This is a genomic window from Saccharopolyspora sp. NPDC050389, assembly GCF_040655595.1.
Taxonomy (GTDB): domain Bacteria; phylum Actinomycetota; class Actinomycetes; order Mycobacteriales; family Pseudonocardiaceae; genus Saccharopolyspora.
In genome coordinates this window covers 23,719-49,428 of record NZ_JBFAKG010000060.1, presented here as the reverse complement: position 1 = coordinate 49,428, position 25,710 = coordinate 23,719, and the positions used below count along the sequence as shown (strand labels likewise).

General features: G+C 71.2%; 25 protein-coding genes. 10 read left to right on the top strand and 15 right to left on the bottom strand.

Annotated features, from left to right (window positions below; genetic code table 11):
• Positions 1-165: 165 nt before the first annotated feature.
• Both AB0I53_RS32325 and AB0I53_RS32320 read right to left on the bottom strand, forming a co-directional pair.
• Positions 166-858: a DUF2306 domain-containing protein gene (locus AB0I53_RS32325; RefSeq protein ID WP_358611483.1), complete on the bottom strand. Its 693-nt coding sequence runs from the start codon at positions 856-858 to the stop codon at positions 166-168.
• Positions 859-919: 61 nt separating this feature from the next.
• Positions 920-1,177, bottom strand: a complete 258-nt coding sequence (locus AB0I53_RS32320; RefSeq protein ID WP_358611480.1) for an SHOCT domain-containing protein — start codon at positions 1,175-1,177, stop codon at positions 920-922.
• Between the two features lie 229 nt (positions 1,178-1,406).
• Here AB0I53_RS32320 and AB0I53_RS32315 point away from each other — a divergent pair, with 229 nt between their 5' ends.
• From AB0I53_RS32315 to AB0I53_RS32305, 3 genes are all read left to right on the top strand, one after another.
• Entirely contained in the window at positions 1,407-2,399 is a 993-nt protein-coding gene (locus AB0I53_RS32315; RefSeq protein ID WP_358611477.1) for an NAD(P)-dependent oxidoreductase, read from the top strand.
• Positions 2,396-3,388: a DUF1015 family protein gene (locus AB0I53_RS32310; RefSeq protein WP_358611474.1), complete on the top strand. Its 993-nt coding sequence runs from the start codon at positions 2,396-2,398 to the stop codon at positions 3,386-3,388. The genes AB0I53_RS32315 and AB0I53_RS32310 overlap by 4 nt, the downstream gene beginning before the upstream one ends.
• 231 nt (positions 3,389-3,619) lie before the next feature.
• Positions 3,620-4,363, top strand: coding sequence for an NPP1 family protein (locus AB0I53_RS32305; RefSeq protein WP_358611507.1), 744 nt, complete (start codon positions 3,620-3,622; stop codon positions 4,361-4,363).
• On the opposite strand, the gene AB0I53_RS32300 is transcribed toward AB0I53_RS32305, so the two are convergent.
• Together AB0I53_RS32300 and AB0I53_RS32295 are read right to left on the bottom strand one after the other, a co-directional pair.
• Positions 4,364-5,209 carry an alpha/beta hydrolase gene (locus tag AB0I53_RS32300; RefSeq protein WP_358611471.1) on the bottom strand — a complete coding sequence of 282 codons (846 nt, stop codon included), beginning with the start codon at positions 5,207-5,209 and terminating at the stop codon, positions 4,364-4,366. It lies immediately after the preceding gene.
• Between the two features lie 158 nt (positions 5,210-5,367).
• On the bottom strand, positions 5,368-5,574 hold the full coding sequence (locus AB0I53_RS32295) for a hypothetical protein (RefSeq protein WP_358611468.1): 207 nt from the start codon (positions 5,572-5,574) through the stop codon (positions 5,368-5,370).
• Between the two features lie 117 nt (positions 5,575-5,691).
• Between AB0I53_RS32295 and AB0I53_RS32290 the strand changes: the two genes are divergently transcribed.
• Positions 5,692-6,654 carry a helix-turn-helix domain-containing protein gene (locus AB0I53_RS32290; RefSeq protein WP_358611465.1) on the top strand — a complete coding sequence of 321 codons (963 nt, stop codon included), beginning with the start codon at positions 5,692-5,694 and terminating at the stop codon, positions 6,652-6,654.
• 4 nt (positions 6,655-6,658) lie between these two features.
• On the opposite strand, the gene AB0I53_RS32285 is transcribed toward AB0I53_RS32290, so the two are convergent.
• The 4 genes from AB0I53_RS32285 to AB0I53_RS32270 all read right to left on the bottom strand — a co-directional run bounded on the left by AB0I53_RS32285 (position 6,659) and on the right by AB0I53_RS32270 (position 9,847).
• The gene (locus AB0I53_RS32285; protein ID WP_358611462.1) at positions 6,659-7,036 is read right to left on the bottom strand and encodes a TraR/DksA C4-type zinc finger protein; all 378 of its coding nucleotides are present in this window, start codon (positions 7,034-7,036) and stop codon (positions 6,659-6,661) included.
• A gap of 50 nt (positions 7,037-7,086) precedes the next feature.
• Complete coding sequence (locus AB0I53_RS32280; protein ID WP_358611460.1) at positions 7,087-8,103, bottom strand: TerC family protein; 1,017 nt, start codon at positions 8,101-8,103, stop codon at positions 7,087-7,089.
• A gap of 371 nt (positions 8,104-8,474) precedes the next feature.
• On the bottom strand, positions 8,475-9,197 hold the full coding sequence (locus tag AB0I53_RS32275; RefSeq protein WP_358611457.1) for a DUF2064 domain-containing protein: 723 nt from the start codon (positions 9,195-9,197) through the stop codon (positions 8,475-8,477).
• Complete coding sequence (locus AB0I53_RS32270) at positions 9,194-9,847, bottom strand: glycosyltransferase family 2 protein (protein ID WP_358611454.1); 654 nt, start codon at positions 9,845-9,847, stop codon at positions 9,194-9,196. Before AB0I53_RS32270 ends, AB0I53_RS32275 begins: the two co-directional genes overlap by 4 nt.
• A gap of 143 nt (positions 9,848-9,990) precedes the next feature.
• On the opposite strand from AB0I53_RS32270, the gene AB0I53_RS32265 reads away from it, so the two are divergent.
• From AB0I53_RS32265 to AB0I53_RS32255, 3 genes are all read left to right on the top strand, one after another.
• The gene (locus AB0I53_RS32265) at positions 9,991-11,307 is read left to right on the top strand and encodes a hypothetical protein (protein WP_358611451.1); all 1,317 of its coding nucleotides are present in this window, start codon (positions 9,991-9,993) and stop codon (positions 11,305-11,307) included.
• Positions 11,308-11,311: 4 nt separating this feature from the next.
• On the top strand, positions 11,312-12,016 hold the full coding sequence (locus AB0I53_RS32260; RefSeq protein ID WP_358611448.1) for a response regulator transcription factor: 705 nt from the start codon (positions 11,312-11,314) through the stop codon (positions 12,014-12,016).
• Between the two features lie 172 nt (positions 12,017-12,188).
• On the top strand, positions 12,189-13,217 hold the full coding sequence (locus AB0I53_RS32255) for a HAMP domain-containing sensor histidine kinase (protein WP_358611445.1): 1,029 nt from the start codon (positions 12,189-12,191) through the stop codon (positions 13,215-13,217).
• Here the strand turns inward: AB0I53_RS32255 and AB0I53_RS32250 are convergent.
• A complete protein-coding gene (locus AB0I53_RS32250) occupies positions 13,179-14,243 on the bottom strand; it encodes an NAD-dependent epimerase/dehydratase family protein (protein ID WP_358611443.1) in 1,065 nt (354 codons plus the stop codon). The two genes, AB0I53_RS32255 and AB0I53_RS32250, sit on opposite strands and share 39 nt — an antisense overlap.
• 136 nt (positions 14,244-14,379) lie before the next feature.
• Between AB0I53_RS32250 and AB0I53_RS32245 the strand changes: the two genes are divergently transcribed.
• The gene (locus tag AB0I53_RS32245) at positions 14,380-15,900 is read left to right on the top strand and encodes a molybdopterin-dependent oxidoreductase (RefSeq protein ID WP_358611440.1); all 1,521 of its coding nucleotides are present in this window, start codon (positions 14,380-14,382) and stop codon (positions 15,898-15,900) included.
• Between the two features lie 4 nt (positions 15,901-15,904).
• Here AB0I53_RS32245 and AB0I53_RS32240 read toward each other — a convergent pair whose 3' ends face one another.
• Positions 15,905-16,531 (bottom strand): helix-turn-helix domain-containing protein, encoded by a 627-nt coding sequence (locus tag AB0I53_RS32240; protein ID WP_358611437.1) that lies wholly within the window; start codon positions 16,529-16,531, stop codon positions 15,905-15,907.
• A gap of 37 nt (positions 16,532-16,568) precedes the next feature.
• On the opposite strand from AB0I53_RS32240, the gene AB0I53_RS32235 reads away from it, so the two are divergent.
• Positions 16,569-17,252 (top strand): hypothetical protein, encoded by a 684-nt coding sequence (locus AB0I53_RS32235; RefSeq protein WP_358611434.1) that lies wholly within the window; start codon positions 16,569-16,571, stop codon positions 17,250-17,252.
• On the opposite strand, the gene AB0I53_RS32230 is transcribed toward AB0I53_RS32235, so the two are convergent.
• The 4 genes from AB0I53_RS32230 to AB0I53_RS32215 form a co-directional block, all read right to left on the bottom strand.
• Positions 17,243-18,805, bottom strand: coding sequence for an MFS transporter (locus AB0I53_RS32230; protein WP_358611431.1), 1,563 nt, complete (start codon positions 18,803-18,805; stop codon positions 17,243-17,245). The genes AB0I53_RS32235 and AB0I53_RS32230 overlap by 10 nt on opposite strands.
• A 51-nt stretch (positions 18,806-18,856) precedes the next feature.
• Entirely contained in the window at positions 18,857-19,618 is a 762-nt protein-coding gene (locus tag AB0I53_RS32225; protein WP_358611428.1) for a glucose 1-dehydrogenase, read from the bottom strand.
• 70 nt (positions 19,619-19,688) lie between these two features.
• Positions 19,689-20,540 (bottom strand): helix-turn-helix transcriptional regulator, encoded by an 852-nt coding sequence (locus tag AB0I53_RS32220; RefSeq protein ID WP_358611425.1) that lies wholly within the window; start codon positions 20,538-20,540, stop codon positions 19,689-19,691.
• A gap of 23 nt (positions 20,541-20,563) precedes the next feature.
• Positions 20,564-21,424, bottom strand: coding sequence for a CPBP family intramembrane glutamic endopeptidase (locus AB0I53_RS32215; RefSeq protein ID WP_358611422.1), 861 nt, complete (start codon positions 21,422-21,424; stop codon positions 20,564-20,566).
• Positions 21,425-21,469: 45 nt separating this feature from the next.
• On the opposite strand from AB0I53_RS32215, the gene AB0I53_RS32210 reads away from it, so the two are divergent.
• Entirely contained in the window at positions 21,470-22,108 is a 639-nt protein-coding gene (locus AB0I53_RS32210) for a TetR/AcrR family transcriptional regulator (RefSeq protein ID WP_358611419.1), read from the top strand.
• 7 nt (positions 22,109-22,115) lie between these two features.
• On the opposite strand, the gene AB0I53_RS32205 is transcribed toward AB0I53_RS32210, so the two are convergent.
• A complete protein-coding gene (locus AB0I53_RS32205) occupies positions 22,116-25,655 on the bottom strand; it encodes an NAD-glutamate dehydrogenase domain-containing protein (protein WP_358611416.1) in 3,540 nt (1,179 codons plus the stop codon).
• Between the last annotated feature and the right edge of the window lie 55 nt (positions 25,656-25,710).

The following is a 25,710-nucleotide window of genomic DNA, read 5'->3' as shown; positions in this document are numbered from 1 at the left end:
ACCACCACCAACCCCTTATATTCCCCCGTTTGCCCCCCAAAGATCCCCCAGCCACCCCGGCCGTTTTTTTTTGGGCCCCCATACCCCCCCAAAAAGACTCACGGCCCCGTGGCCAGCCGCAACGCGAACCTCGCAGCTGCGGAACCAGCATCGCGGCCCAGGCGCTCACGCGTGTGCTTCCTCGGGGCTGCCCTTTGAACTGGGGATCGCGCGGGTTTTCTCCCTGCGGAGGAGGATCTCCACGATGGTCAGGTTGATGATCCAGCCCAGCCACTGGCCGATCGGAATCGTCATGTCCACCGCTGCGGGGACCGAGCCGCCGTACATCGCGCCGATGAACGGGAACTGGGCGAGCAGCAGCAGCGGCACGACGAGGCGCGACGTCACGGCCAGGAAGGTCAGCGCGTAGTTGCGCATCATCCACGCCCGGTGGGCGGCGAAGTCGCGCCGCCGCGCCGCTCGGACCGCCAGCGCACCCGTCACCAGCCAGCCGACCGCAGGGATGAACAGGCCGACCCTGGTGAGAGTGTGCTCGGCCATCAGCGCCACCGGGATGCCGGTCAGGCCCGCAGGCAGCACGCCGGCCAGCAGGTAGGCGCGGCCGATCGTCCGGTGCAGCCGGCGGCGGGCCCGCAGCGCCGAGATGAACTGCAACGGCCCGAGCACGAGCGCGACCGCCGCGGTGAAGATGTGCACGAGCAACAGGATCCAGTGCGCTTCGCTGCGCACCTGGATCCTGCTCGCGTCCACGTCGAGGAGCGCATACGGCACGACCAGCGCGGTGCCGCCGATGACCGCGATGGTCAGCAGCAGCCAGCCGCGCCGCGCCGATCTCCGCACGCCCGCTTTCGTCGTCATGGTTCCGCCTTTCGCGCGTAGAAGTGGCCGCCGGAGCCCGAGTTCCGGCGGCCACCGGAGATCAGCCCAGCTCGGTCAGCCGCTCGCGGTACTCGTCGGTGCTGATCTCTCCCCTGGCGAAGCGCTCGGCCAGGATTTCTTTCGCCCGCTCGACGGCGGAGCGCTGCCGCGGCCGGCCGCGAACCGCCAGCCAGATCACCGTGGCGATCAGCGCGGCGACCAACACCAGGAAGAACAACCCGATCAGCCATCCCGGGCCGCCGTGCGGTCCGTGCCAGGCGGGATTCGGTCCCCACTGCACCAAGAACTCGGTCAACATCACTGCCACCTCCGAAGCCGCATCCGTCCGTCCGTTCAAGTCTCGGTTCGGCGGGCGGCGATGTCGTCGGTCACCGAGCGACACCCGGACTACCGCGCACGACGTAGCCCGCGTACGCGCCACGCACCACGGACCGGGTGTTGACGCCGCTTCTCCCCGGCGGTCACCATTGCGCCATGCGCAGCACGATGCGCATTGAGGAACACCTTCTCCAGGTGGGGAGTTGCCGATGAGGGTCCTGCTCGCCGACGCGTTCCCGGCCGCGCACCTGGCCGAGCTGGCCGAACACGGTCACGACTGCGCCTACCGGCCGGACACCACCACCGATCAGCTCGCCGACCGGCTCGCCGGGTTCGACGCGCTGGTGGTCCGCAGCACCCGGGTTCCGGCGTCCGCGTTCGAACGCGCCGACGGCCTGCGGCTGGTCATCCGGGCCGGATCCGGCACCAACACGATCGACCGCGAGGCCGCGTCCCGGCGCGGAATCCACGTCTGCAACGTGCCCGGTCGCAACGCCGCCGCGGTGGCCGAGCTCGCCTTCGCGCTGCTGCTGGCGCTGGATCGCAACATCTGCGACAACGTCGCCGACCTGCGGGCCGGGTGCTGGGACAAGAAGCGCTACTCGCGCGCACGCGGAATCCTCGGCCGCCGGGTCGGCGTCATCGGCCTCGGCCAGATCGGCCTGGCGTTCGCCGAGCGCGCGGCGGCCTTCGGCATGGCGGTGCACGCCGTGGCCAAGCCCGGACGGGCGCCGGAAACGCTGGAACGCGCGAACGCGATCGGCGTGCACTTCGTCGACGACCTGAGCACCCTCGCGCGCACCTGCGACGTCCTGTCGCTGCACGCGCCCGCGACCGAAGCCACGCGGCACCTGATCAACGCCGACCTGCTGGCGCAGGTGCAGCCTGGCACGATCATCCTCAACACCGCGCGCGGGGAGCTCGTCGACGAGGAGGCGCTCATCGAAGCCATGGCGGACAAGGACATCCGCGTCGGCCTCGACGTCTACGCGGACGAGCCGGCGACGAGCACCGGGCGCATCGAGTCCCGGCTGGCCGGGCATCCGAACGTCTACGGCACGCACCACATCGGGGCGTCCACCGCGCAGGCCCAGCAGGCGGTCGCCGCCGAGGTGGTGCGGATGGTGGACGCGTTCGAGTCCGGCACGGTGCTGCACTGCGTGAACCCGCAACCCGCAACGCATTCCGGCGAACGCTCGTGAACGCCACCGCGCAGGACGGCACCGGGATCACCGCCCGGCCACCGCGCGTGCTGCTGCGCGGGAGCGGCTGCTCGCCGGCCGGACCGGCGGTGGTGGTGTACCGGCTGGAATCCGGTCGGCACCGGCAGACCGGAGTCGTGGTCGAGGTGTCGATCGACGACTACCGCGGCGGCCGGATCCGCCGCCACGAAGCCACCCAACCGGCCAGGGTGCGCGAGCTCGAAGAACAGGCCGAGACCACCGGGACCGAGCGGATGCCGGTGATGCTCGTCCACAGAGGACACCTGAGGATCGCCGAGATCACCGCAGAGGCCCCAACGGCGCGGTTGAACGACAAGGGTGTCACGCACACGGTGTGGATCCGGCACGACGAGGCCTGGGCGCGGGCGCTGTGCGACGAGATCGGCCGCATCGGCAACCTCTACATCGCCGACGGCCACCACCGGATGCTGGCCGCCGAGCGCTACGCCGCGCGGCGCGGCCACCTCGGCTCCGAGCACCCCAGCGCCTTCACCCTCGCGGCGCTGTTCCCCAGCGACGAGATGCGCATCCTCGGCTACCACCGCTGCTTCACCCTGGCATCGGGCAACACCGCGCGGGACGTGCTGGACCGCCTCGCCGAGCATCCGCTGACCGAACGGATCGAGGAATCCCCTGCGGCGGAAACGAAACCCGGCGTGGTGGCGGTCGGTGTCGGCGACCGGTGGTACCGCCTGCGGCTGCGCGCCTCGGGAGCTCTCGACGCCTTCGCCATCGAGCAGGAGCTCCTGCCGAAGCTGCACGACCTCACCGAGGCCGAGGCCGCGCCCGGTAGCCACGCGGTGGAAACCTGCCGGTGCAGCGGCCAGAACGCGTTCCGCCTGATCCCGCACCCGCCGACGATCGACCAGGTGCTGGCGATCTCGGACGAGGGCCGGCCGATGCCGCCGAAGTCGACCTGGTTCGACCCGAAACCGACCGCGAACCTGTTCCTTCGCCCGCTCACCTGAGCGAACTTCCGGAGTCGCGCGGGCAAAATTCACTTCCGACGAGACACCGGACCGCGAAAAACCTGCCCACACGGCGGAATCCGCACTACGATCACGCGCCGACCGCGTCGATCCGGAGGTTTCGCCGTGCTGAAGAATGCCGCTGAGGAAAGACCGCGAACGAAGCAAACCGCACGCCCGAACGGCGCATCGGTCAGGCGCCGAAGCCCGCTACGACCGGGCAGGCGGTCGCTGACCGCCCTCGCCGGAGCCGCGCTGCTGGTCGTCGCGCTGCCGCCGGCCACCGCCTACGCAGAACCGCCCGCGGCTCTGCCGGTGAGCTTCGACGAGGCCGACGGCAAGTGGCAGCCGGCCTTCGACTACGACGGCGACGGCTGCTATCCCACCCCGGCGATCGGCCCCGACGGCGCGATCGCCGAGGGCCTCAAGCCCTCCGGTGCGCTCGACGGGAACTGCCACGACCAATCCGATCTCGACAACACCAACTCGTACTCCCGCGCCAAGTGCAACGAGAACGGCTGGTGCGCATACCTCTACGACCTGTACTTCGAGAAGGACCAGGCCCTCGGCGGCGTGGACGACGTCTTCGGCCACCGGCACGACATCGAGCACGTCGTGGTGTGGGTGCACGAGGACGAGGCGAAGTACGTTTCGACGTCGGCGCACGGCAACTACTCCACGCAGCCCAGTTCCGAGGTCTCCTGGGAGGGGAACCATCCCAAGATCGTCTACCACAAGGACGGCGCCAGCACGCACTGCTTCCGCCTGGCGGGCCGCGCCGAGCAGCCGGAGAACCACTACGGGACCTGGCAGTACCCGGACCTGGTCAGCTGGAACAACTTCCCGCCCGGCATTCGGGACAAGCTGACCGGGGCCGACTTCGGCTCGGCCAGCCTGGCGATCAAGGACGGCGCCTTCGAGCAGAACCTCGAGAAGGCCAAGCCGGCCGACGTCCCGTTCAACGCCTACGAGTGATCACTGCGGCGGCTGGAGAACGGCCTCGGCGAGCGCGTCCGGGGCCTCTTCCGGAATCCAGTGGCTGACGCCTTCCAGCTGCACGAAGCGACAGGGCGCGGCCACGTGGTCGCCGCACTTCTCCGCTCCCGCCCGCCCCAGGGCGCCGTCTTCGGTGCTCCACACGTACGTCGTCGGGACGGTCACGGACGCGAGTTCGTTCATGTCGCGGCCCATCGCCCGGTACCAGTTCAAGGCCGCCGTCAGCGCGCCCGGCTCGCTGAGCACCCGAACGTGCTCGTCGACCAGCTCCGCGGGAACCCCGTCGCTGAACACGCCGCGCAGCCGCTTCGCCCCGTCGGCCAGCAGCACATGTTCCGCCTTGCCCTCCTGCCGGAAAAGCTTGATGTACTCGGAGCGGCGCTGCTGGTCGGCGTCGTTGCGCAGCGCCCAGCCGAAGGCGGCCGGGTGCGGCACTGACACCGCGGTCAGCGTCCGGACCCGATCCGGGTGCCAGCCGGCGAGGTGCCACGCCACCACCGAACCCCAGTCGTGGCCGACGACGTCCACTTCGGACAGACCCAGCGCGTCGATGATGCCCACCGCGTCGGCGACCAGGTGGGCGATCCCGTACTGGTCGGCGCCGTCGGGCCGGGCACCTGGCGAGTAGCCGCGCTGGTTCGGCGCGATCGTGCGCAACCCGGCCTCGACCAGCCGCGCCGAGACGAAGTCCCAGCTCCGCGCGGTCTCCGGGAAGCCGTGCAGCAACAGCACCGGGCGCCCCTGCGCGTCGCCGGCGAGGGCGACGTCGAAGGTCAGCGGTCCGACGTCGATCCGTTCGCGCTTACCCGAAACATCCTGCGTCATAAGCCGTCGCTCCGAGTCAGGTTCCGCATCCGAGCACGCTAACATACCATCCGGTCGGTACACCGCGCCAGCGCCGCCGACACCACTGTCCACTGCGGACTCGACGGTGCCCTGTCCGGCTCGTGAGCGTTTTGGAGCGTCATAGCAATCCAAAACACTCACGAGCACTCTGGACCCGGGAGGACTCCGCCGCGCAGTTCCCAGCGACGGGTGATCGGGGTTCGAACCCACCGGAGCTCCGCCTCCTGATCCCACGGCTGTAGCGCGTCGAGGTGGTGGGCCCACAGCCGGTTCTGGGTCGCGAAGTACTGCCTGATGCCGGCGAACCGGTTCCGCGGCTGCTTGTTCCGAAGTTGCGTGCGCATCTCGCTCATCCTCAGGGGGAGTTCGTTCGATGGCACTCAGTTTCCGATGAGCTAATTCCTGCCAACAGTGGCAGCGATGCCGTTGTGCCGCAAAATCCTGCCAGCTATCGTTCAGGCATGCTGCGTTCCGTGGCGGCGGTCGTCCTGGACGGCGCCGCGCCGTTCGAACTCGGCGTGCTGTGCGAGGTTTTCGGCCTCGACCGCACCGCCGAGGGAGTCCCGCCGATCGAGTTCCGGGTGTGCGGGCAGCGCCCAGGAGAGCCGCTGAGCACGTCAGTGGGCATGAACGTCGTTCCCGAGCACGGACTCGACGGGCTGGACGGGGCCGACGTCGTCGCCGTCCCGGCGGGCCGGATCCGGGACGTCTACCCGGCGGACGTGCTTGCCGGGCTGCGGAACGCCGCGGCTCGTGGTGCGACCGTGCTCTCGGTGTGCTCCGGCGCGTTCATGCTCGGTGCGGCCGGGCTCCTCGACGGCCGGCCGTGCACGACGCACTGGTACTACGCCGCCGAGTTCCGCCGCAGGTTCCCGGCCGCCCGGCTCGATCCGGACGTGCTCTACGTCGACGACGGGAACGTGGTGACCAGCGCGGGCACCGCCGCCGGGATCGACGCGTGCCTGCACCTGGTGCGCCGCGAGCTCGGTTCCGGCCCGGCGATGAAGATCGCCCGCCGGATGGTCGTCCCGCCGCAGCGCGACGGCGGGCAGCGCCAGTTCATCGACCTGCCGGTGCCCGAGTGCTCCGGCGACAGCCTGCAGCCGCTGCTGAGCTGGCTGCAGGAGACGCTGGACATCGAGCACACCATCGCCAGCCTCGCGATGCGGGCGCAGATGTCGCAGCGCACGTTCGCACGGCGATTCGTCGCCGAAACCGGGACGACCCCGAACCAATGGCTGGCCACCCAACGCGTGCTGCACGCCCGGCATCTGCTCGAAGACACGCAACTCGGCATCGACCAGATCGCGCGCGAGTGCGGGTTCGGCACGGCCGCGCTGCTGCGCCACCACTTCCGCCGCATCGTCGGCGTCACGCCGCGCGACTACCGCCGGACGTTCTCCCGCCCGGTCGGCGTGGCCTGAGCGCTCAGCGGCGGCTGGCGCAGGCGATGCAGGTCGTCGCGGCCGGCAGTGCCTCCAGGCGCTCCGGCGCGATCGGGTTCCCGCATCGCGCGCACACTCCGTAGGTGCCCTTGTCCAGACGTGCCGCGGCCCGCTCCAGCTCGTCGAGCTCGTGGCGGGCGTCTGCGAGCAAGCCCTGCACCTGGGCGCGCTCGTACGCGAGCGTCGCGCCCTCCGGGTCGTGCTCGTCGTCGGTGCCGGTCCACGTCGAGACATCGCCGATGGACGCCAGGTGGCGCCCCAGCGACTCGACGCGCGCCATCGCGCTGGCGCGCTCCTCGGCCAGCAGTTCCCGCGCCGTCCGCGGCCCGGGTGGGGACGGCGCGTCCGTCCGCTTGTTCATAACGAGATGAACGCCGCCGCTCGACCGCCTATTCCGCCTATTCCGCCTGCTCAGGCGTTGCGTTCGCCGCTGTGCGCCGGCTCGCGCGCCTCGGCCGGCTCCGCCGGGGCCTTCGCCGCGGAGCGGGAGCGCAGCAGGCTCGCCACGGTCGTCACCGCCAGGGTGAGCACGATGAAGCCCAGCGACCCGGCGATGCCGATGTCCGGGACCGCGAAGCGGATCTCGTCGATGTGCGAGCCGTGCAGCGCCTCGACGATCAGCTTCAGCCCGATGAAGCCGAGGACCACCGCAAGGCCGTAGCTGAGGTACACCAGGCGGTCCAGCAGCCCGCCGATGACGAAGTAGAGCTGCCGCAATCCCATCAGCGCGAAGGCGTTCGCGGTGAAGATGACGAAGCCGTCCTTGGTGAGCCCGAAGATCGCGGGCATAGAGTCGAGCGCGAAGATGACGTTGGCCAGCCCCAGCGCGGTGACGACCACGACCATCGGAGTGAACACCCGCCGCCCGTCGACGCGGGTGGTCAGCTTGCCGCCGTCGTAGGAATCGGACGTGGGCAGCACTCGTTGCAGCGTGCGGATGACCGCGTTGTCCGGCTCCTCGGGCTCATCGCCGGCGCCGTCCCTGGCGACCTTGATCGCGGTGTAGATGAGGAACGCGCCGAAGATGTAGAAGACCCAGTTGAAGGCGCTGAGCGCCGCGACGCCGGCGGCGATGCACACGCCTCGCAGCACCAGCGAGAGCACGATGCCGATGAACAGCACGCGGTGTTGGTGCTCCTTCGGCACGGCGAACCGCGACATGATGATGACGAACACGAAGAGGTTGTCGATCGAGAGGCTGTACTCGGTCACGTAACCGGCGAAGAACTCCGCGCCGCTGGTGGGCCCGGCGAAGACGAACAGGAGCGCGCCGAAGACGGCCGCGAGGGCGACGTAGCAGGCGACCCACAGGCTCGCCTCCCGGACCCCGACCGCGTGCGGACGACGGCCGACGAACACCAGGTCGCCCACGATGAGAACGGCCAGCGCCGCCAGGGTCACGATCCACACCCACACCGGGTAATTCATCGGCACTTCACCTCCGTGCGCCAACGCGCGTCGGAACCGGCACGATTCCGGCTCCGAGCAATTTGCATGCAGTATACTGTATGACTTCGATAGCGAATCGGATCATCCGGAGAATTCGGCGCAGCGATCGGAAAAACTGCCCGTTCGGAGCAAAATGCTCCGACAGACAAGGAGAATTCGCATCAACGGAACCATTCGGCCAACATGGCGCGATTCCGACATTCAACTGCATACCCGTCTAATTCTTCGGTCCACAAGGGACAAATAGCTGATCCGTACCCGGAGAATCATCGGCACCCGGCCGGACGACGTCAACGTTGGCCCGGACACATCATCGGCGCTGCCACCGATCGACAGGTGGCCACCGCGCCTCATCGCTCGTCAGCGGCGCCCTGGTGGCCGGGCACGCTTCGCGGCACCGTCGCCGCGGGAAGCGCGCAAGCGGCCGGCAGGCTCGCGGCGAATCGCGAACCCGGCAGCAATTCCGCGACGCGCAATGCGTCATCCATGACGTCGACGTCGGTCAATCGCGACAACGTGGCCACGCGCAGGCCCGCGGCGCGCAGCGTCGCCAAGGTTCGTGCTCCCGTGTCGGCACGAGACGTGGGAATCCCGCTCAGCAGCCGAGCATCCGCGGCCGATCGAAAACCCGCCACCCACCAGCCGCCGTCCTCGGCCGGACCTAGCGCCGCGTCCGCGATGCCGAGCGCCTCGCACGCCTCCGCGAGGAGTTCGGGCGACACCTGCGGAGTGTCCATCCCGATCTGCACGATCGGCAGGCCGGGATGCTCGGCGGCGGTGTCGGCGTGCGCAGCTGCCAACCTCGCCGGAAAGCCACCGCCGCGTTGACCGAGGACCGTCCAGCCGCGCAGTGCCTCGCGCAGCTCCGCCGAACCGGCGGCCGCGCCCAGGTCCCCGGTCATCGCGATCACCGGTCGCACGCCGGGTGTGCGCCGCACGGCGTCCAACGTGTCCAGCAGGCTCGCCGCGGCGATGCGGGCCGCTTCGGCGTGCGTCGCCGGCGGGCACAGCCGCGTCTTGACCAGGCCCGGCACCGGGGCCTTGGCCACCACGAGGAGTGCCGTCGGGCTCACCACAGCACACCCGCCATGTCCCGGACCGCGCGGACCGTGCCGAGCACCGAGCCGGTGACCTTCGACCGCGTCCCGGACGCGCGGGTCCGGTACGCCACGTCCAGCTCGCGCACCCGCCAGTTCGCCTCCGCCGCCTTGCACAGCAGTTCGAGCGGATATCCGAAGCCGCGGTCGGCGACTCCCAGCCACAGCAGGTCGGTTCGCCTGGCGGCGCGGATCGCCGCAATGTCGTGGACCGGTAGGCCCCGGCGCCGCAGCAGGCGCGCCACCACCGCGTTGCCCGCCCTCGCGTGCCACGGCCAGGCCTCGGCCGACACCGGCACCCGCCGCCCGACCGCCAGTTCCGCCTCCCCCGCACGCACCAAGGCGACCAGCGCCGGCAGCACGCCCGGATCCAGCGAGCCGTCGCAGTCCAGGAAGCAGACGAATTCCGCGCTCGCCGCCGCCAGCCCGGCGTGCACCGCGGCTCCGTAGCCACGCTGCGGCTCGCGGATCACGGTCGCGCCGTGCGCCGCCGCCACCTCGGCCGAGCCGTCCTCGGAACCGTTGTCCACCACCAGCGGACGGAAGCCGGGCGGCATCGCGGCGAGCACCCCGGGCAGCGCGGCCGCCTCGTCCAAGCACGGCAGCACCACGTCCACATCGTCCATACCAGCGATTGAAACTCACCGCGGACGGATCGGAAACTCGCGCCAGTCTTAAGGAATCATTACGGCCGGGAAGTTCTTACGAGGTTCTGACGGATCGCGCCGGGGAGTTGGCGAACGGTTCCGGCGGACTTACCTTCGCAGTGGTGCGACTGCTGCCCAGACGCGCCGAGGCGCGTGCCGATCTGTTCGCGTTCGCCGTCGCCGCGGCCGTGATAGCGGCCGCCGCGGTGGCGGGCATCCTGCTGAACGGAGCGCGCGTTCCGCTCTACGCCGACGCCGCGCCGCTGTTCGGCTTCTGGTTGCCCCGCACCGGCCCAGGCACGCCGCTCGCCCTGGCTACCGCGGGCGCCGTCATCGCCTGGGGCCCCGCGCTCGCCGCACGCCTTCCCTGGGGCAGGCTGCTCGCGGCCGCATATCTCACCGCGCTGCTGTGGACCTTCTCGCTGGCGATGGTCGACGGCTGGCAGAACGGCTTCGCCGGCCGGCTCACCGACTGGACGGAGTACCTGCACGACGTCCCGCGCGTGACCGACATCGGCGGCATGCTCGGCGCGTTCACCGAGCACATCCTCGCCGGGCAACCCGGCTCCTGGACGGTCCACGTTTCCGGGCACCCGCCGGGTGTTCTGCTGTTCTACGTCTGGCTGGAGCGGATCGGCCTCGGCGGCGGCGCGTGGGCCGCGGTCGTGACGGTGCTCCTCGGTGCGCTCGCGGCGGTGGCGGTGCCGGTCACCGTGCGGGCCCTGGCCGGAGTCGCGGCGGCCCGGGCGGTCGTGCCGTTCGTGGTCCTGTTCCCGGGCGCGGTGTGGGCCGGAGTCTCCGCCGACGGGATGTTCGCCGGGATCGCGGCAACCGGCGTGGCACTGCTCGCCATCGCATCGGTGCGGGGCGGGCCGATCGCCGGGCTCGCTGCGGTTTCCGCCGGTGTTCTGCTCGGGTTCGGGCTGTTCCTGAGCTACGGCCTGGTGCTGATGTTCCCACTCGTGTGCGTGGTGCTGCTGCGCACCCGTGGGGTTCGGGCGTTCCTGCTAGCGGCGGTCGGCGTTGCCTGCGTCGTCGCGGCGTTCGCCCTGCACGGATTCTGGTGGCTGGACGGCTACCACCTGGTCATCCAGCGCTACCAGCAGGGAGATTTCGCCCAGCGACCGTACAGTTACTGGGTGGCCGGCAACATCGCCGCGCTGCTGATCTCGGCCGGCCCGCTGGCCGCGGTGGCGATCCGGCGGGCGGTCGTGGACCGGGGCGCGGCGGCGTGGCTGGTGCTGGCGGCCGCGACGGCCGTCCTGGCCGCCGACGTCTCCGGTTTGAGCAAGGCCGAGGTGGAGCGGATCTGGCTGCCGTTCGCGGTGTGGTTCGCTGTCGGGGCCGCGCTCCTGCCGGCCCGGCATCACCGCTGGTGGCTGGCCGGGCAGGCGGTGACCGCGTTGGCGGTGAACCACTTGATCGCGACGAACTGGTGAGCCGATGAAGCACGAGGCCGAGACGCGACGGGTGCTCGTCGTCGACGACGACCACGCCGTCCGCGACGTGCTGCGCAGATACCTGGAGCGCTCCGGTTACGAGGTCGGCCTCGCCGAGGACGGCGATACCGCGCTTCGGCTGTTCGCCGAACGGGAACCGGATCTGGTGGTGCTGGACCTGATGCTGCCCGGCATCGGCGGGCTGGAGGTGTGCCGCCGGGTGCGGGAACGCGGCCAGGTCCCGGTGGTGATGCTGACCGCGCTGGGCGAGGAGTCCGACCGCGTGCTCGGGCTGGAGCTCGGCGCCGACGACTACGTCGTCAAGCCGTTCAGCCCGCGCGAACTGGTGCTGCGCGTCGGCTCGGTGCTGCGCCGCTCCCGTGCCGCGCCCGCCGATGCCCGCGACCCCCTGGCCGACGGCGCCCTGTGGCTGGATCTGGAGGCGCGGCGCGGCACGCTGAACGGGGCCGAACTGGCGTTGACCGGCCGCGAATTCGACCTGCTGGCGTTCCTGCTGCGCAATCCGGGCCGGGCCTTCACCCGGCCGGAACTGCTGGAAGCGGTGTGGGGCGGGAACTTCGGCGACCACTCGACCGTGACCGTCCACATGAGACGACTGCGGGAGAAGATCGAACCGGACCCGGCGCGGCCCAGCCGGATCAGCACGGTCTGGGGCGTCGGCTACCGGTACGACCCGGAGGGTCCGTGAGCGGCGATGGTCGAGCCAAGGCCGGCGGCGTTTTCGCGCGAGAACGCCGTTCCCCACGCCTACCGATCGCCGCTTTCGCGCGAAAGCGCCAGGGCCCCGGTCGCATGGTCGGCGCTGCGCGACTCCTCTCCGGCGGCCACAACCGCTTAGGACGGATCGGGATGGATTCGCGATGGACGTGATCACCGAGCTCACCCACGTCGCGCCGTACGCGATCGGCCTGTCGCTGCCGGTGGCGCTGGTGGGCGCCGGCCTGCTCTACGCGCTGCAGCACCGCTCCCTGGCCACGACGTTGACCGTGCTGGTGCTGACTCCGCTGCTGGCCACGTTGGCCGGGGTTCTCGGCGTCACCGGGTTCATGTTCGGCCCGCAGCTGACGACCGTCGTCGTGATCTGCACGGCGGTCGCCGTCGTCACCGTGCCGGTCGCGGTGCTGCTGGGCCGCAGCATCGCCCAGCGCAGCGTGTGGGAGCGGGAGGCTCGGGCGCGGGAACGGGCCGCCGAGGAGTCGCGGCGCGAGCTGGTCGCGTGGATCAGCCACGACCTGCGCACCCCGCTGGCGGGAATCCGCGCGATGGCCGAGGCGCTGGCGGACGGCGTGGTCGACGAGCCGGCGGAGGTGTGCGACTACGCCACCCACATCCGCGGCGAGACCGAACGGCTGTCCGGCATGGTCGAGGACCTCTTCGAGCTGTCCCGCATCACCGCCGGCGCGGTGCGGCTCGACTTCTCCGCCGTCCCGCTGCAGGACGTCGTCAGCGAGGCGGTCGCGGTGGAGAACCCGCTGGCGCAGCGCCGGGGAATCCGGCTGCGGGCCGACACCGGCGTCTGGCCGGTGGTGTCCGGCAGCGATCCGGAACTCGCCCGGGTGGTGCGGAACCTGCTGTCGAACGCGATCCGCCACACCCCGCCTGGTGGCTCGGTGGTGCTGACCGCGGGCCGCGACGGCGCGCAGGCCTTGTTCCGGGTGGACGACGCCTGCGGCGGGATCGCGCCCGACGAGCTGGCGCGGGTCTTCGACGTGGCGTTCCGGGGCAGCCAGGCGCGCCGGGACGAGGCGGGCGCCGGGCTGGGCCTGGCGATCGCGCGGGGGCTCGTGCAGGCGCACCACGGGACGATCACGGCCCGCAACCACGGGCCCGGCTGCCGCTTCGAGGTCCGGCTACCGCTCGCCCCTGCCGATCGCGGCGGGCTCGCGTAGCGGGGCGTGCGCGAAAGCCCGCACGCCGTCGGCGAAATCGACCGACGCCCGGAATCCCAGCACCCGCGCCGCCTTCGCCGGATCGGCCACGATGTGCCGCACGTCGTTGGGCCGCGCACCGCCCACGATGCGCGGCGCCGGCCCGCCGCAGGCCCGCGCGAGCTCGTCGGCGAGGTCGCCGATCGTGTGCGGCAGGCCGGAGCAGATGTTGAGCGCGTCCAGTTCTCCTTGCGGCGGTTCGGTTTCCACCGCCGCGACGTTGGCGGCGGCGACGTCGGTGACGTGCACGAAATCCCGCCGTTGCCGGCCGTCCTCCAGCACGACCGGCGCTTCGCCGTTGTGCAGTGCGGAGCGGAACAGCGACGCGACGCCCGCATACGGGGTTCCGCTGGGCATCCACGGCCCGTAGACGTTGTGGTAGCGCAAGGCCCACACGCCGCCACCGGTTTGGCGGGCCCACGCCGCGGCCAGATGTTCCTGCGCGAGCTTCGTCGCCGCGTATGTGCTGCGCGGGTCCAGCGCGGCGTCCTCGGGCACCAGCTCGGGTTCGAGCGGAGTCGCGCAGGCGGGGCATCGGGGTTCGAACTGCCCATCAGCGATGTCGTCGGCTCGCCGCGGGGCGGGCCGGACCAGCGCGTGCTGCGGGCAGCGGTAACGGCCTTCGCCGTAGACGACCATCGACGACGCCAGCACCAGGCGGCGCACCCCGGTCGCGTGCATCGCGGATAGCAGCACCGCGGTGCCGAAGTCGTTGTGCGAGGCGTAGTCGGGCATGTCCGACGGATCGACGCCGTGGCCGACCATCGCGGCCTGGTGGCACACGACGTCCACCCCGTCGAGCAGTCCGCGCACCACGCCGAAATCCCGCACGTCGCCCCGCATCAACCGGTGGCGCGAGCGGGGTTCGGTGCCGTGCGCTTGCGGCAGGAACGCGTCGAGCAGCACGACTTCGTGCCCGCGGTCGGCCAACGCGTCCGCGACGGCCGCTCCGATGAACCCGGCCCCGCCGGTTACCAGAATTCGCACGCCCCGACGGTAAGGCCGACCGACGCCGACCGGCGGGCCGAACGCCGCGACGTCATGATTCCGTCAGATCTTGCCATTGTCTTACGAGGCCGAAAGGCCGCTGGCAGACGCGGCCCGCGCGACGTCGAATGGGGGCATGACCTCGGAACCGATCCCACGGCTTCGCGCCGCCGTGATCGGCCTGCTCGCCACTGGCGCCGCGCTCGGCGCGGGGCACCTCGTCGCAGGCCTCGCCGCCATGCCGTCGCCGTTCGTCGCGGTGGGCGGCGCGCTGATCGACCTGACGCCGGAGCCGGTGAAGGAACTGGCCATCGCGTTGTTCGGCACCGCCGACAAGCTGGCGCTGCAGACCGGAATGGCCCTCGTGATCGCGGCGCTGGCGGTCGTGGCCGGGCTGCTGTCCCAGCGGCGCTGGTGGCCAGGAGCGGTCGTGATCGGCCTGTTCGGGCTGGTCGGCGTGGTCGCGGCGATGTCCCGGCCGGAGGGTGGCCTGCTCGCGGCGCTGACGTCACCAGTGGTCGGCGTCGTCGTGTTCTGGTGGCTGCACCAGGCCGCGCGGCCCGCCGCCGACACCCCGGCCGAGGTGGACGCGGGCCGGCGGAGGTTCCTGATCACTTCGTCGCTGGTGGTCCTAGGCGCGGGTGCGGCCGGGATCGTCGGCGGCATCCTGCAGCGCGGCGCCGGCGTGATCTCCTCGCAGCTCGCGGCCGCCGCGCGCATCCCGAAGGTCCCGGCGCCGCCCATCCCGCCCGGCGCGGACTTCGTCGCCTCCGGCACTCCGACGTTCCTGACGTCGAACCGGGACTTCTACCGGATCGACACGGCGCTGGCGGTTCCGCAGCTCCGCGCCGAGGACTGGCGGCTGCGGCTGCACGGCATGGTGCGGCGCGAGCTGGTGCTGACCTACGACGAGCTGCTGCAGCGCCGGGTGGAGGCCCGCCCGATCACGCTCACCTGCGTGTCCAACGAGGTCGGCGGCCCGCTGATCTCCACGGCGACGTTCGTCGGCGTGCCGGTGCGCGACCTGCTGCTGGAGGCAGGGGTGCGGCCCGGCGCCCAGCAGCTGTTCACCACCAGCGTCGACGGCTACACCGCGGGCACGCCGCTGGACGTGCTGCGCGAACCGGACCGGGGCGCGCTGCTGGCCGTCGGCATGAACGGCGAGCCGCTGCCCACCGAGCACGGTTTCCCGGTCCGCATGGTCGTTCCCGGGCTGTACGGCTACGTGTCGGCGACCAAGTGGCTGGTGGACGCCGAGGTCACCACCTTCGACCGGCAGCACTACTGGGAGCGGCGGGGCTGGGCCCGGCAGGCGCCGATCAAGACTGAGTCCCGCATCGACCGCCCCCGGGCGGGTTCGACGGTGCCCGCCGGGACGGTGACGATGGCCGGGATCGCGTGGGCACAGCACACCGGCATCGACCGGGTGGAGGTCCGCGCCGACGGCGGCGAGTGGCAGCCCGCCGAGCTCGCCACCGACGTCAGCCGCGACACCTGGCGGATGTGGCGTGCCAACCTGAACCTCCCGCCCGGCGATCACGTCGTGGAATGCCGGGCGACCGACCGGACCGGCAAGCCGCAGACGCCGGAGCACCGCTCGGTCGTCCCGGACGGCGCAACCGGTTGGCACGCCGTGAGATTCACCTGCACCACATGACCCGCTAACCCAGGAGCTCTCGGGCCAGCGCTCCGCCCCACCACCGCTCGACTTGATCGGGCGACCAACCGCGTTCCGCGGTGAGCGTGACGTAGACGTCGATGTTGCACAGCGCCCCGTAAATGTCGACGGCGGATTGCACGTCCAAGTCCCGCCGAAGGGTGCCGGCCGGCCAGGCGGAGAACGTCTGGATGCGGGTCTCATCGCCGCGTCGACGACCCTCTCCGTAGGCCACCGCCAGCTCGGGCTCGGTGCGTCCCGCCTCGCGCAGCAGCGCGATGACGTCACCCGCGCGTTCGAACAGCCGCCTGTCGTACGCCGCCATCGCCGCGAGCTGCCGCGCGGGGTCCGACCCTGCGGCTTCGAGCTCGGCGAGCATCTGCCCCACATCGGCCGACATGTCTGCCGCATCCGCCAGGGCGCGGGTCAGCCCGGCCTTGTTCCCGTACGCCGAGTAGACCGTCGGCGCGGAGACTCCCGCCTCGCGCGCCACGTCCCGCACGGTGGTCGCTGCCCAGCCGCGGGCGACGAACAACCGGCGGGCGGCGCGGGCGATCTCGGCCCGCGTCTCGTGCGCTTGCGCGGCGCGGCGCAACGAGTCGTACCGGCGGCGGCCTGGTTCTGCATCCATGATTGCCCTCGAACTTGTCGGTCACTATATTCATTATATGCCGCGTAAAACTAATTCTTTCGCACGAGTCGGCGGCATCGCCGGCATCGGCTTCGCCACCACGATCGTCCTCGCCAACGTGATCGCCGCGCCCGCCGGCCTGCCGCTGACCGGCGCCGACATCGGCGAGGTCAACGCGTTCTTCGGCACGCAGGCCGGCATCGTCGGGATCTCGTCCGCGCTCACGCCCGCAGCTTGGGTGCTGGCCACGTTGTTCGGCGCGGGTGCGGTCGCCGCGCTGCGCCGGTCCGAGCACGACCGGGGCGAAGCCTGGTCGCTGGTCGGACTCGCCGGCCTGATCCTGCAGAACGCCACGTTCGCCGGGGTCATAGCGATACGCCTCGCACTAGGAGCGACGACGGCACAGGACAGCTCCGCCAGCTCTGGGCTGTGGGCGTTGCACGACGCGTTGTTCACCCTCAACGGCACCTTCCTTGCGCTGGGGCTGCTCGGCCTGTCCATCGCCGGGCTGCGCGCCGGCCTCGTCCTGCCGTGGCATGGCGCGTTGGGCCTGGTGTCCGCCGCGCTGCTGTTCGGCTCCGCCACTCTCACCCCGCTGGCCATGGCTCACGGCGGTGCGTTCGGCCTGCTCGGTCTAGTCGGCTGGCTGATGTGGGTCGCGTGGATCGTCATCTACGGCATCAAGCTGATCCGGCTCACCCCGGCTCGCGCTTACGCCTGACCGACCCGGCACGCCTCGAACTCGGTGGTGGTCGCGGGTTCCCGCTCGGGCTCGGCGAGCATGGCGTAGATCGCCACGGACAGCGCCGCGCAGATGGCCGCGCTGGACCACAGCACGACCTGCCAGGCCCCGGTGAAGCTCTGCGTGACGAAATCGAAGAACTGGGGCCGGATTCCGGCCGGGAGCATCGACATCGGCCCGCCGAGGTCACCGGAGTTCACGCTGTTGGCCAAGGCTTCCGGCGTGCCCGGGTAGGAGGGCGACCATCCGTCGCCGAGCCGGTTCCGCAACAGGTCGACCAGAGCCGAACCGGCCGCCGCGATGACCACGGCCTCGCTGCCCAGCCGCAGCGTGTTGAGGAAACCCGCTGCGGCGCCGGTGGATTCGGGCGGCACCACGGTCAGCACCGCCCCGTCGACCAGACCGAAGTTCAACCCGAGACCGACGCCGAGCAGGATCAGCGGCCCGGCCAGCGCCGCGACGCCGACACCGGGCTGGAGGGCGGCGGCCAGCCAACCGACGCCGATCGTCAGGCACGCGAGGCTCAGCACGAACACGGTCCTGGCGGTGACCCCGGTCTTGATCAGCCGGCCCGCCAGGATCGGGGCCACCAGGATGGGCAGGGTCATCAGCAGCATCGTCGCGCCCACCGCCTGGCTGCTCGCCCGGTTGGCGACCAGCAGGTAGTTCGGCAGCAGCGGCAGCAGGATCACAAAGGCGAACGTGACCACCACTGGGATCAGGCACAGCGCCACGAACCTCGCACTGCGCAGCAGCGCCAGGTCGAACATCGGATGCCGCTGCCGCCGCTCGACGAGCACGAACAGCACCATCAGCAGCACCGATCCGGCGAGCAGACCCAGCACGCCGGGACTTCCCCAGCCCCACTGCGGGCCTTCGACGACGCCGAGCATCAGCAGGAACAGGCCGGCGACGAACGTCGTCGTGCCCGGCCAATCCACTTTGGACACAGCCGAGCCGCGTGACTCCCGCAGGAACGGAACGGCGAGCAGGACCAACAGCATCAGCAGCGCGTGCGAACCGAAGAACGACCGCCAGCCGAAGTTGTCGGCCAACAACCCCGCCGCCATGGCGCCCAGGGCGAGCCCGGCGCCGGTGGTGATGCCGACGGCGGCGAACACCCTGGTGCGGGCCGCTCCCTCGAACGTCGTGGCCAGGATCGAACTGCCGCTGGTCAGCAGCGCGGCGGCGCCGACACCGGCGATCCCGCGGGCGAGATCGAGCAGGTAGATGTCGGTCGCCACCGCACTCACCAGCGACGCGACGGCGAACACCACCGCGCCCGCGGCGAAGACGCGGCGGCGTCCGAGCAGGTCGGCCAGCGAGCCGCAGGCGAGCATGAAGCTGGCGAAGGTCAGGTTGTAGGCGTGCACCGCCCACTGCAACGCGTCCAGCGACGCGCGCGTCTCGGCGCCGATGTGCGGCAGCGCCACGCCCGACCCGGTCACCGAGGTCGGCAGGATCAACAGGGTCAGCAGGATCGCGACCAGCGCGATCCCGGACCTCGTCCGGACACCCACGAGGGCACTCATTTCCTTGCAGTTCCTTCAGATTCGCGAAGACTTGGGCTGATCAGGTGCGCGTCACGGCATCGGCGCGACGGGGAACGAGCCAACGAGGCCGCCGTCGACCAGGAGGTCCTGGCCGGTGATGTAGGCGGCGTCGTCGGAGGCAAGGAACGCCACCACCGCCGCCACGTCGTCCGGGTGGCCGAGGGAACCCAGCGGTACCTCGGCGGCGTTGCGCGCCTCGGCTTCGGGATCCTGGTTCGCGGCCCGGTACATCTCCGTGTCGATGTAGCCCGGGCTGACCGAGTTGACCCGGATGCCGCGCGGCGCGAGGTCGGCGCCGAGCGTGCGCGCGAGGTTGTGCACGGCGGCCTTGGTCGCGGAGTAGATCGAGGCGATGGGCAGGCCGCGCTGCAACGTCCAGGAGGCGTTGATGACGATCGCGCCGCCGTCACGCATCAGCGGAAGCGCCTTGCGGATGGTGAAGAAGACGCCCTTGAAGTTGACGTCGACGCTGCGGTCGAAGTCGGCCTCGGTGAGCTCGGTGCTCGGCTTGAAGATTCCGACGCCGGCGTTGGCGAACACCGCGTCCAGCCCGCCGCGCCAGGTCTCGATCCGCCGCATAAGGCGGTCCAGGTCGTCCTGCGAGGTCACATCGGCGCGGACGGCGAGGAGCCGCTCCGCGTCGAGCCCTGCGGCCGCGGCGTCCAGGCGCGTCTGGTCGCGACCGCTGATGACGACGTACGCACCTTCGTCGAGGACCCGGCGCGCGGTGGCGAGCCCCATACCGCTGGCACCGCCGGTGATCAGGACCGTCTTGTTCGTGAATCGCTGCATGCCAACGATCCTCAGGTGGCGCGAGCGCCTCCGGGAGTGTCGGCCGAGCCTGGGTCTGGCACCACCAGTCTCAGCGCGCCGCCGGTTCGGCCGGCAGCTCCGCCAGCCGCGACTCGGTGCCGGTGCCCGGCTTCGGCACGTACAGCAGCAGCCGGTGTCCCGGCTGATCGGCCAGCGGCAGCGAGTTGTACTCGAAGACCAGCTCCCCGACCACCGGGTGGTCGACCACCTTGATCCCTTGGGTCGCGCTGCCGATCCCGTGCTCCGCCCAGATGTCGGCGAACGCGGCGCTCACCGCGCACATGTCCTCGGCCAGCCGGCCGAACTCCGGGTCGTCCGGGTAGCGCGCGGCGTCGGCCCGGAACTGGCCGACGATCTGCCGCGCCCCGTCCTCCCAGTGGCAGATCGCGGCCCGGTAGCGGGCGTTGGTGAAGAAGCTGACCAGGCAGTTGTGATCGATCTGGCTGTAACCAAACACCTCTTCGGCCGCGCGGTTGACGGCGACGAGGTTCCAGTGCCGGTCGATGACGTAGGCGGGGCGCGGCAGCCAGCTGTCGATCACCCGCCGCAGCTCGGGTACGACCTGCCGGTCCACTGGTGGCGCCTGCGGCGGGTTGAGCCCCGCCAGCAGGTAGAGGTGCTCGCGCTCGGCGGTGTCGAGCCGCAGCACGCGCGCGATGGCGTCCAGCACCTCGGCCGACACGTTTATCTCCCGGCCCTGCTCCAGCCAGGTGTACCAGGACGCACCGACCCCGGCGAGCACGGCGACCTCCTCGCGGCGCAATCCCGGCGTACGCCGCCCGCGCCCGGCGGGCATCCCCACGGCCTCGGGCGTCAGCCGGGCGCGCCGCGAGCGCAGGAACTCGCGCATCTCGGCACTGCGCCGCCTTCGGGCCGCTGCGGGAAGCCGTGAAACATCCACCCACCCATGCTAGGAGCACGTTGTCAGAGCAGGCCGAACAGGATCGGGGCCGCGTTGGTCGCGCCGTGGACGACGAGGATCGGCCACATCAGGCGGTACTTGCTCCACAGATACCCGAGGAACAGTCCCAGGACGCCTTGGTTGGCGACGACGGACGCGACGTCGACGGGCAGTTCGCCGGTGCCCTGGATGGCGATGTGCCACACCGCCCAGAGCAGCGACGCGAGCACGATGGCGGGCCACCGGCCGAGCATGACCTCCCACCTGGTCTGCAGCCAGCGCCGGTAGAAGACCTCTTCGAGGAAGCTGTTGACCAGGAACACCACGACGACCGTGACGATCAGCGTGACGAGGTCGACGGTGAGCGCGAAGTCGCTCGGCGGCATCGCCAGCGGACCCGTGTAGCTGAGCACGAACCAGGCCACCACCGGGATCAGCGGGCCCCAACCGCGCCACGGCTGCCGGAGTTCCGCGCCCCTGCGGCGCAGCACCCGGAAGGTCACCACCGGAACGGCGAGCAGCAACACCAGTTTCAGCAGCACGTGAGCTGGCTCGCCGCCACCGGCCGACCACAGCAGCACGGCGAAGAGCACGGCGGCCGCCGCCAGGACCCATGCTTCGACGCGGAGCGCTTTTCCCGCTTCCGCAGGCACTCCGGCCGGCTCCCGCCGGACATCCCACGGCACCAGCCGGACGAGCGCGATGCCGACGAGCGCCGGGATCCACCGGTGCCAGAGCGGAATGGCGTCGTGGTGGTCGGCGGAGTACCTGATACCGGTGTTTCCGGTCAGCAACAGCAAGAGGACCGATCCGGCGAACACGGCCAGTCCCGCGACGAGCACGACCGTCCCGCCGGGCGCGCTCGCCCGCAATTTATTTAGCACAGTTGTACCGTAACGGAAACCGCACAGCTGTGCTATAAAAACGACATGCCGAAGCTCGTCGACCACGACCAGCGGCGCGCCGAACTCGCCCGCGCCGTGTGGGCCGTGATCAGCCGCGACGGCATCGAAGGCGCCACGGTGCGGAAGGTCGCCGACGAGGCCGGCGTCTCCATCGGCGGGCTGCGACACTACTTCGACAGCCAGCGCGGACTGCTCCGCTTCGCGGCGGAAGCGGTGGCCACCAACGCCGGCGCACGCCTCACCGAGCACCTGTGCAACGAGCAACCCGGCATGCGGCGGGCACAGCTGCTGCTGGAGGAGCTCCTCCCGCTCGACGACGAGCGCCGCGTGGAGGTGGACGTGTGGTCGGCCTGCCTGATGCGGGCGCGCGTCGACCGCTCGCTCGACGGGCTGCGGAAGGCGGCGTGGGAAGGCGAACGGCACGCCTGCCGGATCGCGGTCGCGGACTGCTGCGCCGTGCCGCCCCCGGCCGCCATCGGCGACGAGCTCCCCCGCGCCCGGCTGGAGCAGCGGGCCAGGCACCTGCACATCTTCGTGGACGGCCTGACGTTGCAGGCGGCGACCTATCCGCGCGAGCTTCCGGCCGCGGAGGTGCGCCGCATGCTCCGCGCGGAGCTGGAGCTCGTTTCCGGCTCCGCGCAGGCGAAATCCCGGAAGGGCTGAGCAGCCGTCAGCCCGCGAGGCCGTCGAGTTCGGCCGCGTTGCCGCCGCCGCTTTGGGCCAGGTTGCGCAGTTCCTGGAGGGCGACCGACAGCATCGACACGTCCGGTTCCGCGGCTTCCTTCAGCAGCACGAAGGTTTCCCGGTACATCCGGACGCGGTCGGGATTGCCGTCGAGCCAAGCGTCGACGAGCCGGTCCGGTGGCGTCGACTCGTCCGCGTCGTGCAGCGCAGCGGCGGTGAGCCTGCGGCGCTGGGTGAGCAGGTCGTCGCGCAGCGATGCCTTGGCCAGCATGGTCCAGTGCGAGTCGCTCGCCTGCTCCACCGCCTGTTCCTTCAGCCAGTCGAGGTCGAGCCGCTCGCCCAGCGCGAAGTACAGCCCGGCCGTCCACTCCAGGTCGCGGCCGGATGCCCACGAGATCTCCGCGATGTCCATGCCCGAGCACAGTGGGTCGAGCACGAAGACCCGCTCGCACAGCCGCTCCGGGACGCCGGCCCCGGCCAGCGCGGCGATCGCCCGCTCCACCCGCCGCCGCTCCCGTCCGGCGAGTCGGCCGCGCAGGGCGCGGGCCAACCGCAGCATCGCCGGCCGGAACCGCCGTACCTCGAACGCCGTGTCGATCTCCCGGCGGTTGCGCAGCAACCACAGCGCCACCTGCTCGACGACCTCACGGACCGCAGCCAGCAGCCGCAACTGGGCATGAGCGTGCCGGGGCAGCTCCAGGGCGTCGATCTCCGCCCAAATCGCGGGCAGGTCCAGCAGGTCGCGCGTCGCGACGTAGACCCGGAACGGCGCGCTGAGGTCCCCGGTGAGCTGCATCAGGCGGCGCAGCACCCCAGATCCCAGCCTGTTGATCATCTCGTTGGCCAGCACGGTCGTGGCGATCTCCCGGCGCAGCGGGTGGGCCTGGATCTCGTCGGCGAACTCGGCGCGCAGCGCCGCGGGCAGGTACTCGGCGGTCCCGGCCATCACGTGCGGATCGTCCGGCACCGCCGAATCGAGCACCATCCGGTGGAACTGGTTCTTGCTGTGCGCGAGCAGCATGGCCAGCTCCGGCCGGGTCAATCCCAGCCCCAGCGCCCGCCGTTGGGCGATGACGTCGTCGTCCGGCAGCGACTCCAGCGCCCGGTCGAGGAAGCCCTCGCCCTCCAGGAATCGCATCAGCTGCAGGTTCCGGTCCAGGGTGGTCTGGCCGAGCGCTTCGCTGACGCTGATGGACTGCGCCTGCCGGTAGTTGTCGGCCAACACCTGCTCGGCGACCTCGGCGTCGATTTCGGCGAGCAGCCGGTCGCGGCGCTGCGGCGGGAGCATACCGGCCGAGTCCAGCAGGATCTTGAGGTTCACCTCGCGGTCGGAGATGTCGACGCCTGCCGAGTTGTCGATGAAGTCGGTGTTGATGCGGCCGCCGCGCAGGGCGAACTCGATCCGGGCGGGTTGGGTGAACCCGAGGTTGCCGCCCTCGGCGACCACCCGCGCCCGCACCTGCTCCGCGTCGACCCGGGCACCTTCGTTCGCCCTGTCCCCGACCTGTGCGTTCGACTCCGCGGCGGCCTTCACGTACGTGCCGATGCCGCCGTTGAACAGCAGGTCGACCGGCGCCCGCAGGATCGCCTGGATGAGCTCGTCGGCCGGCAGCGATGCCACGTCGACGTCGAGGACGCGGCGGACCTGCGAGGTCAGCGGGACCGACTTCGCGCTGCGGGCGAACACCCCGCCGCCGGGCGAGATCAGCGTCGGGTCGTAGTCCGCCCACGAGGAGCGCGGCAGGTCGAACAGCCGGCGGCGCTCGGTCCAGGACGCCAGCGGATCCGGTGCGGGGTCGAGGAAGATGTGCCGGTGGTCGAAGGCGGCGACCAGTTTCACGGTGCGCGACAACAGCATCGCGTTGCCGAACACGTCGCCGGACATGTCGCCGATCCCGGCCGCGGTGAACTCGTCGCGCTCCGGGTCCATGCCCAGCTCGCCGAAGTGGCGGCGCACCGATTCCCAGGCGCCGCGCGCCGTGATCGCCATCGCCTTGTGGTCGTAGCCGCGCGAGCCGCCCGACGCGAACGCGTCGCCCAGCCAGAACCCGTACTCCGCGGCGATCGAGTTCGCCAGGTCGGAGAACGCCGCGGTGCCCTTGTCTGCGGCCACCACCAGGTACGGGTCGTCGGAGTCGTGGCAGACCGTGTCCGCCCTCCGGAGCACCGCGCCGCCGCGGCGGTTGTCGGTGACGTCGAGCAGCCCGCGGACGAACATCGTGTAGCAGTCGCGCACTTCCGCGGCCACGGCCTCCAGGTCGGTGCTCGGCGGCGGTCGTTTGACGACGAACACGCCCTTGGCGCCCTGCGGCACGATGACCGCGTTCTTGACCATCTGCGCCTTCAGCAGGCCCAGCACCTCCGTGCGGAAGTCCTCCGGGCGATCCGACCAGCGGATGCCGCCGCGGGCCACCTTCGCCGCGCGCAGGTGCACGCCCACCAAGCGCGGCGAGTAGACGAACGTTTCCACGGCGGGCCGGGGCTCAGGCAGGAAGGGCAGCTTGCCCGGGTCGAGCTTGAGCGTCAGGTGCGGCTTGGCGCGGCCGTCGCGCCCGCGCTGGAAGAAGTTGGTCCGCACCGCCGCGAGCACCACGGTCCGCACGGCGCGCAGCACCCTGTCCTCGTTGAGGTGCACGACGGCGTTGAGCGCCGCCTCGACGCGGGAGTCCAGCGCGGCCTGCCGCCCGGGGTCGGCGACCGCCGGGTCGAATCGGGTCCGGAACAGCGCCACCAGCAGCCTGGTCACCTCGCGGTGCGTGAGCAGCGTGCGCTCCACGTACGACTGGCTGAACGTGACGCCTCCTTGCCGCAGGTACGCGTGGATCGCGCGCAGCAGCACCACGTCCCGCCAGCCGATCCCGGCCTTCAGCACGAGCTGGTTGAAGCCGTCGTCCTCCGCGTCTCCGCACCACACCGCGGTGAACGCGGCCGCCACCAGATCCCGCGCGACGGGGTCGGCCAGCAGCGCGGAATCCCTCGGCAGCAGCTCGAACTCCTCGACCCGGACGGCGGTGCGGCCCGCCGGGCGCACGTCGAACGGCCGGTGGTCGGCGATGCGCAGGCCCATGTTCTCCAGCACCGGGAACACGTCGGCGAGCAGCGCCGGGCGCGGGCTCGACCAGAGCAGCGCGAACCGGGCGCTGGCGCCGGAACCCAGCAGCGGCAACATCGTCAGCCGGGGCCCGGCGTCGGACCGGAACTCCTCCAGCGCGCCGACGTCCAGGGCGGCCTGGCCCGCGGAGAACACGTCCTGGTAGCCGGCGGGAAACGCCTCCGCGTACCGGGCGAACAACCGGCTCCCTTCGGCGGAGCCGTACCGATCCGCCAGCTGGACGCGGAACCCGTCCTGCCACGACTCGGTCGCGGGAACGACCACCGCCACCACCCCCTCGACGAACGAGGGCCGCCTCGACGGTCCTGGCCCGAGTCTAGGCCGCCGCCACCGGGCCCACACCGCACCGGCCACCACCCGCCACAGCAGCCCCTGCCGACGCTCCCGCAGCGCCCGCGAAGCCCGGCCGTTCATCCACATCGGACGATTTCCGCGCAGGCCCGGCCCGCCGAATGGATCAAGTCCGCTC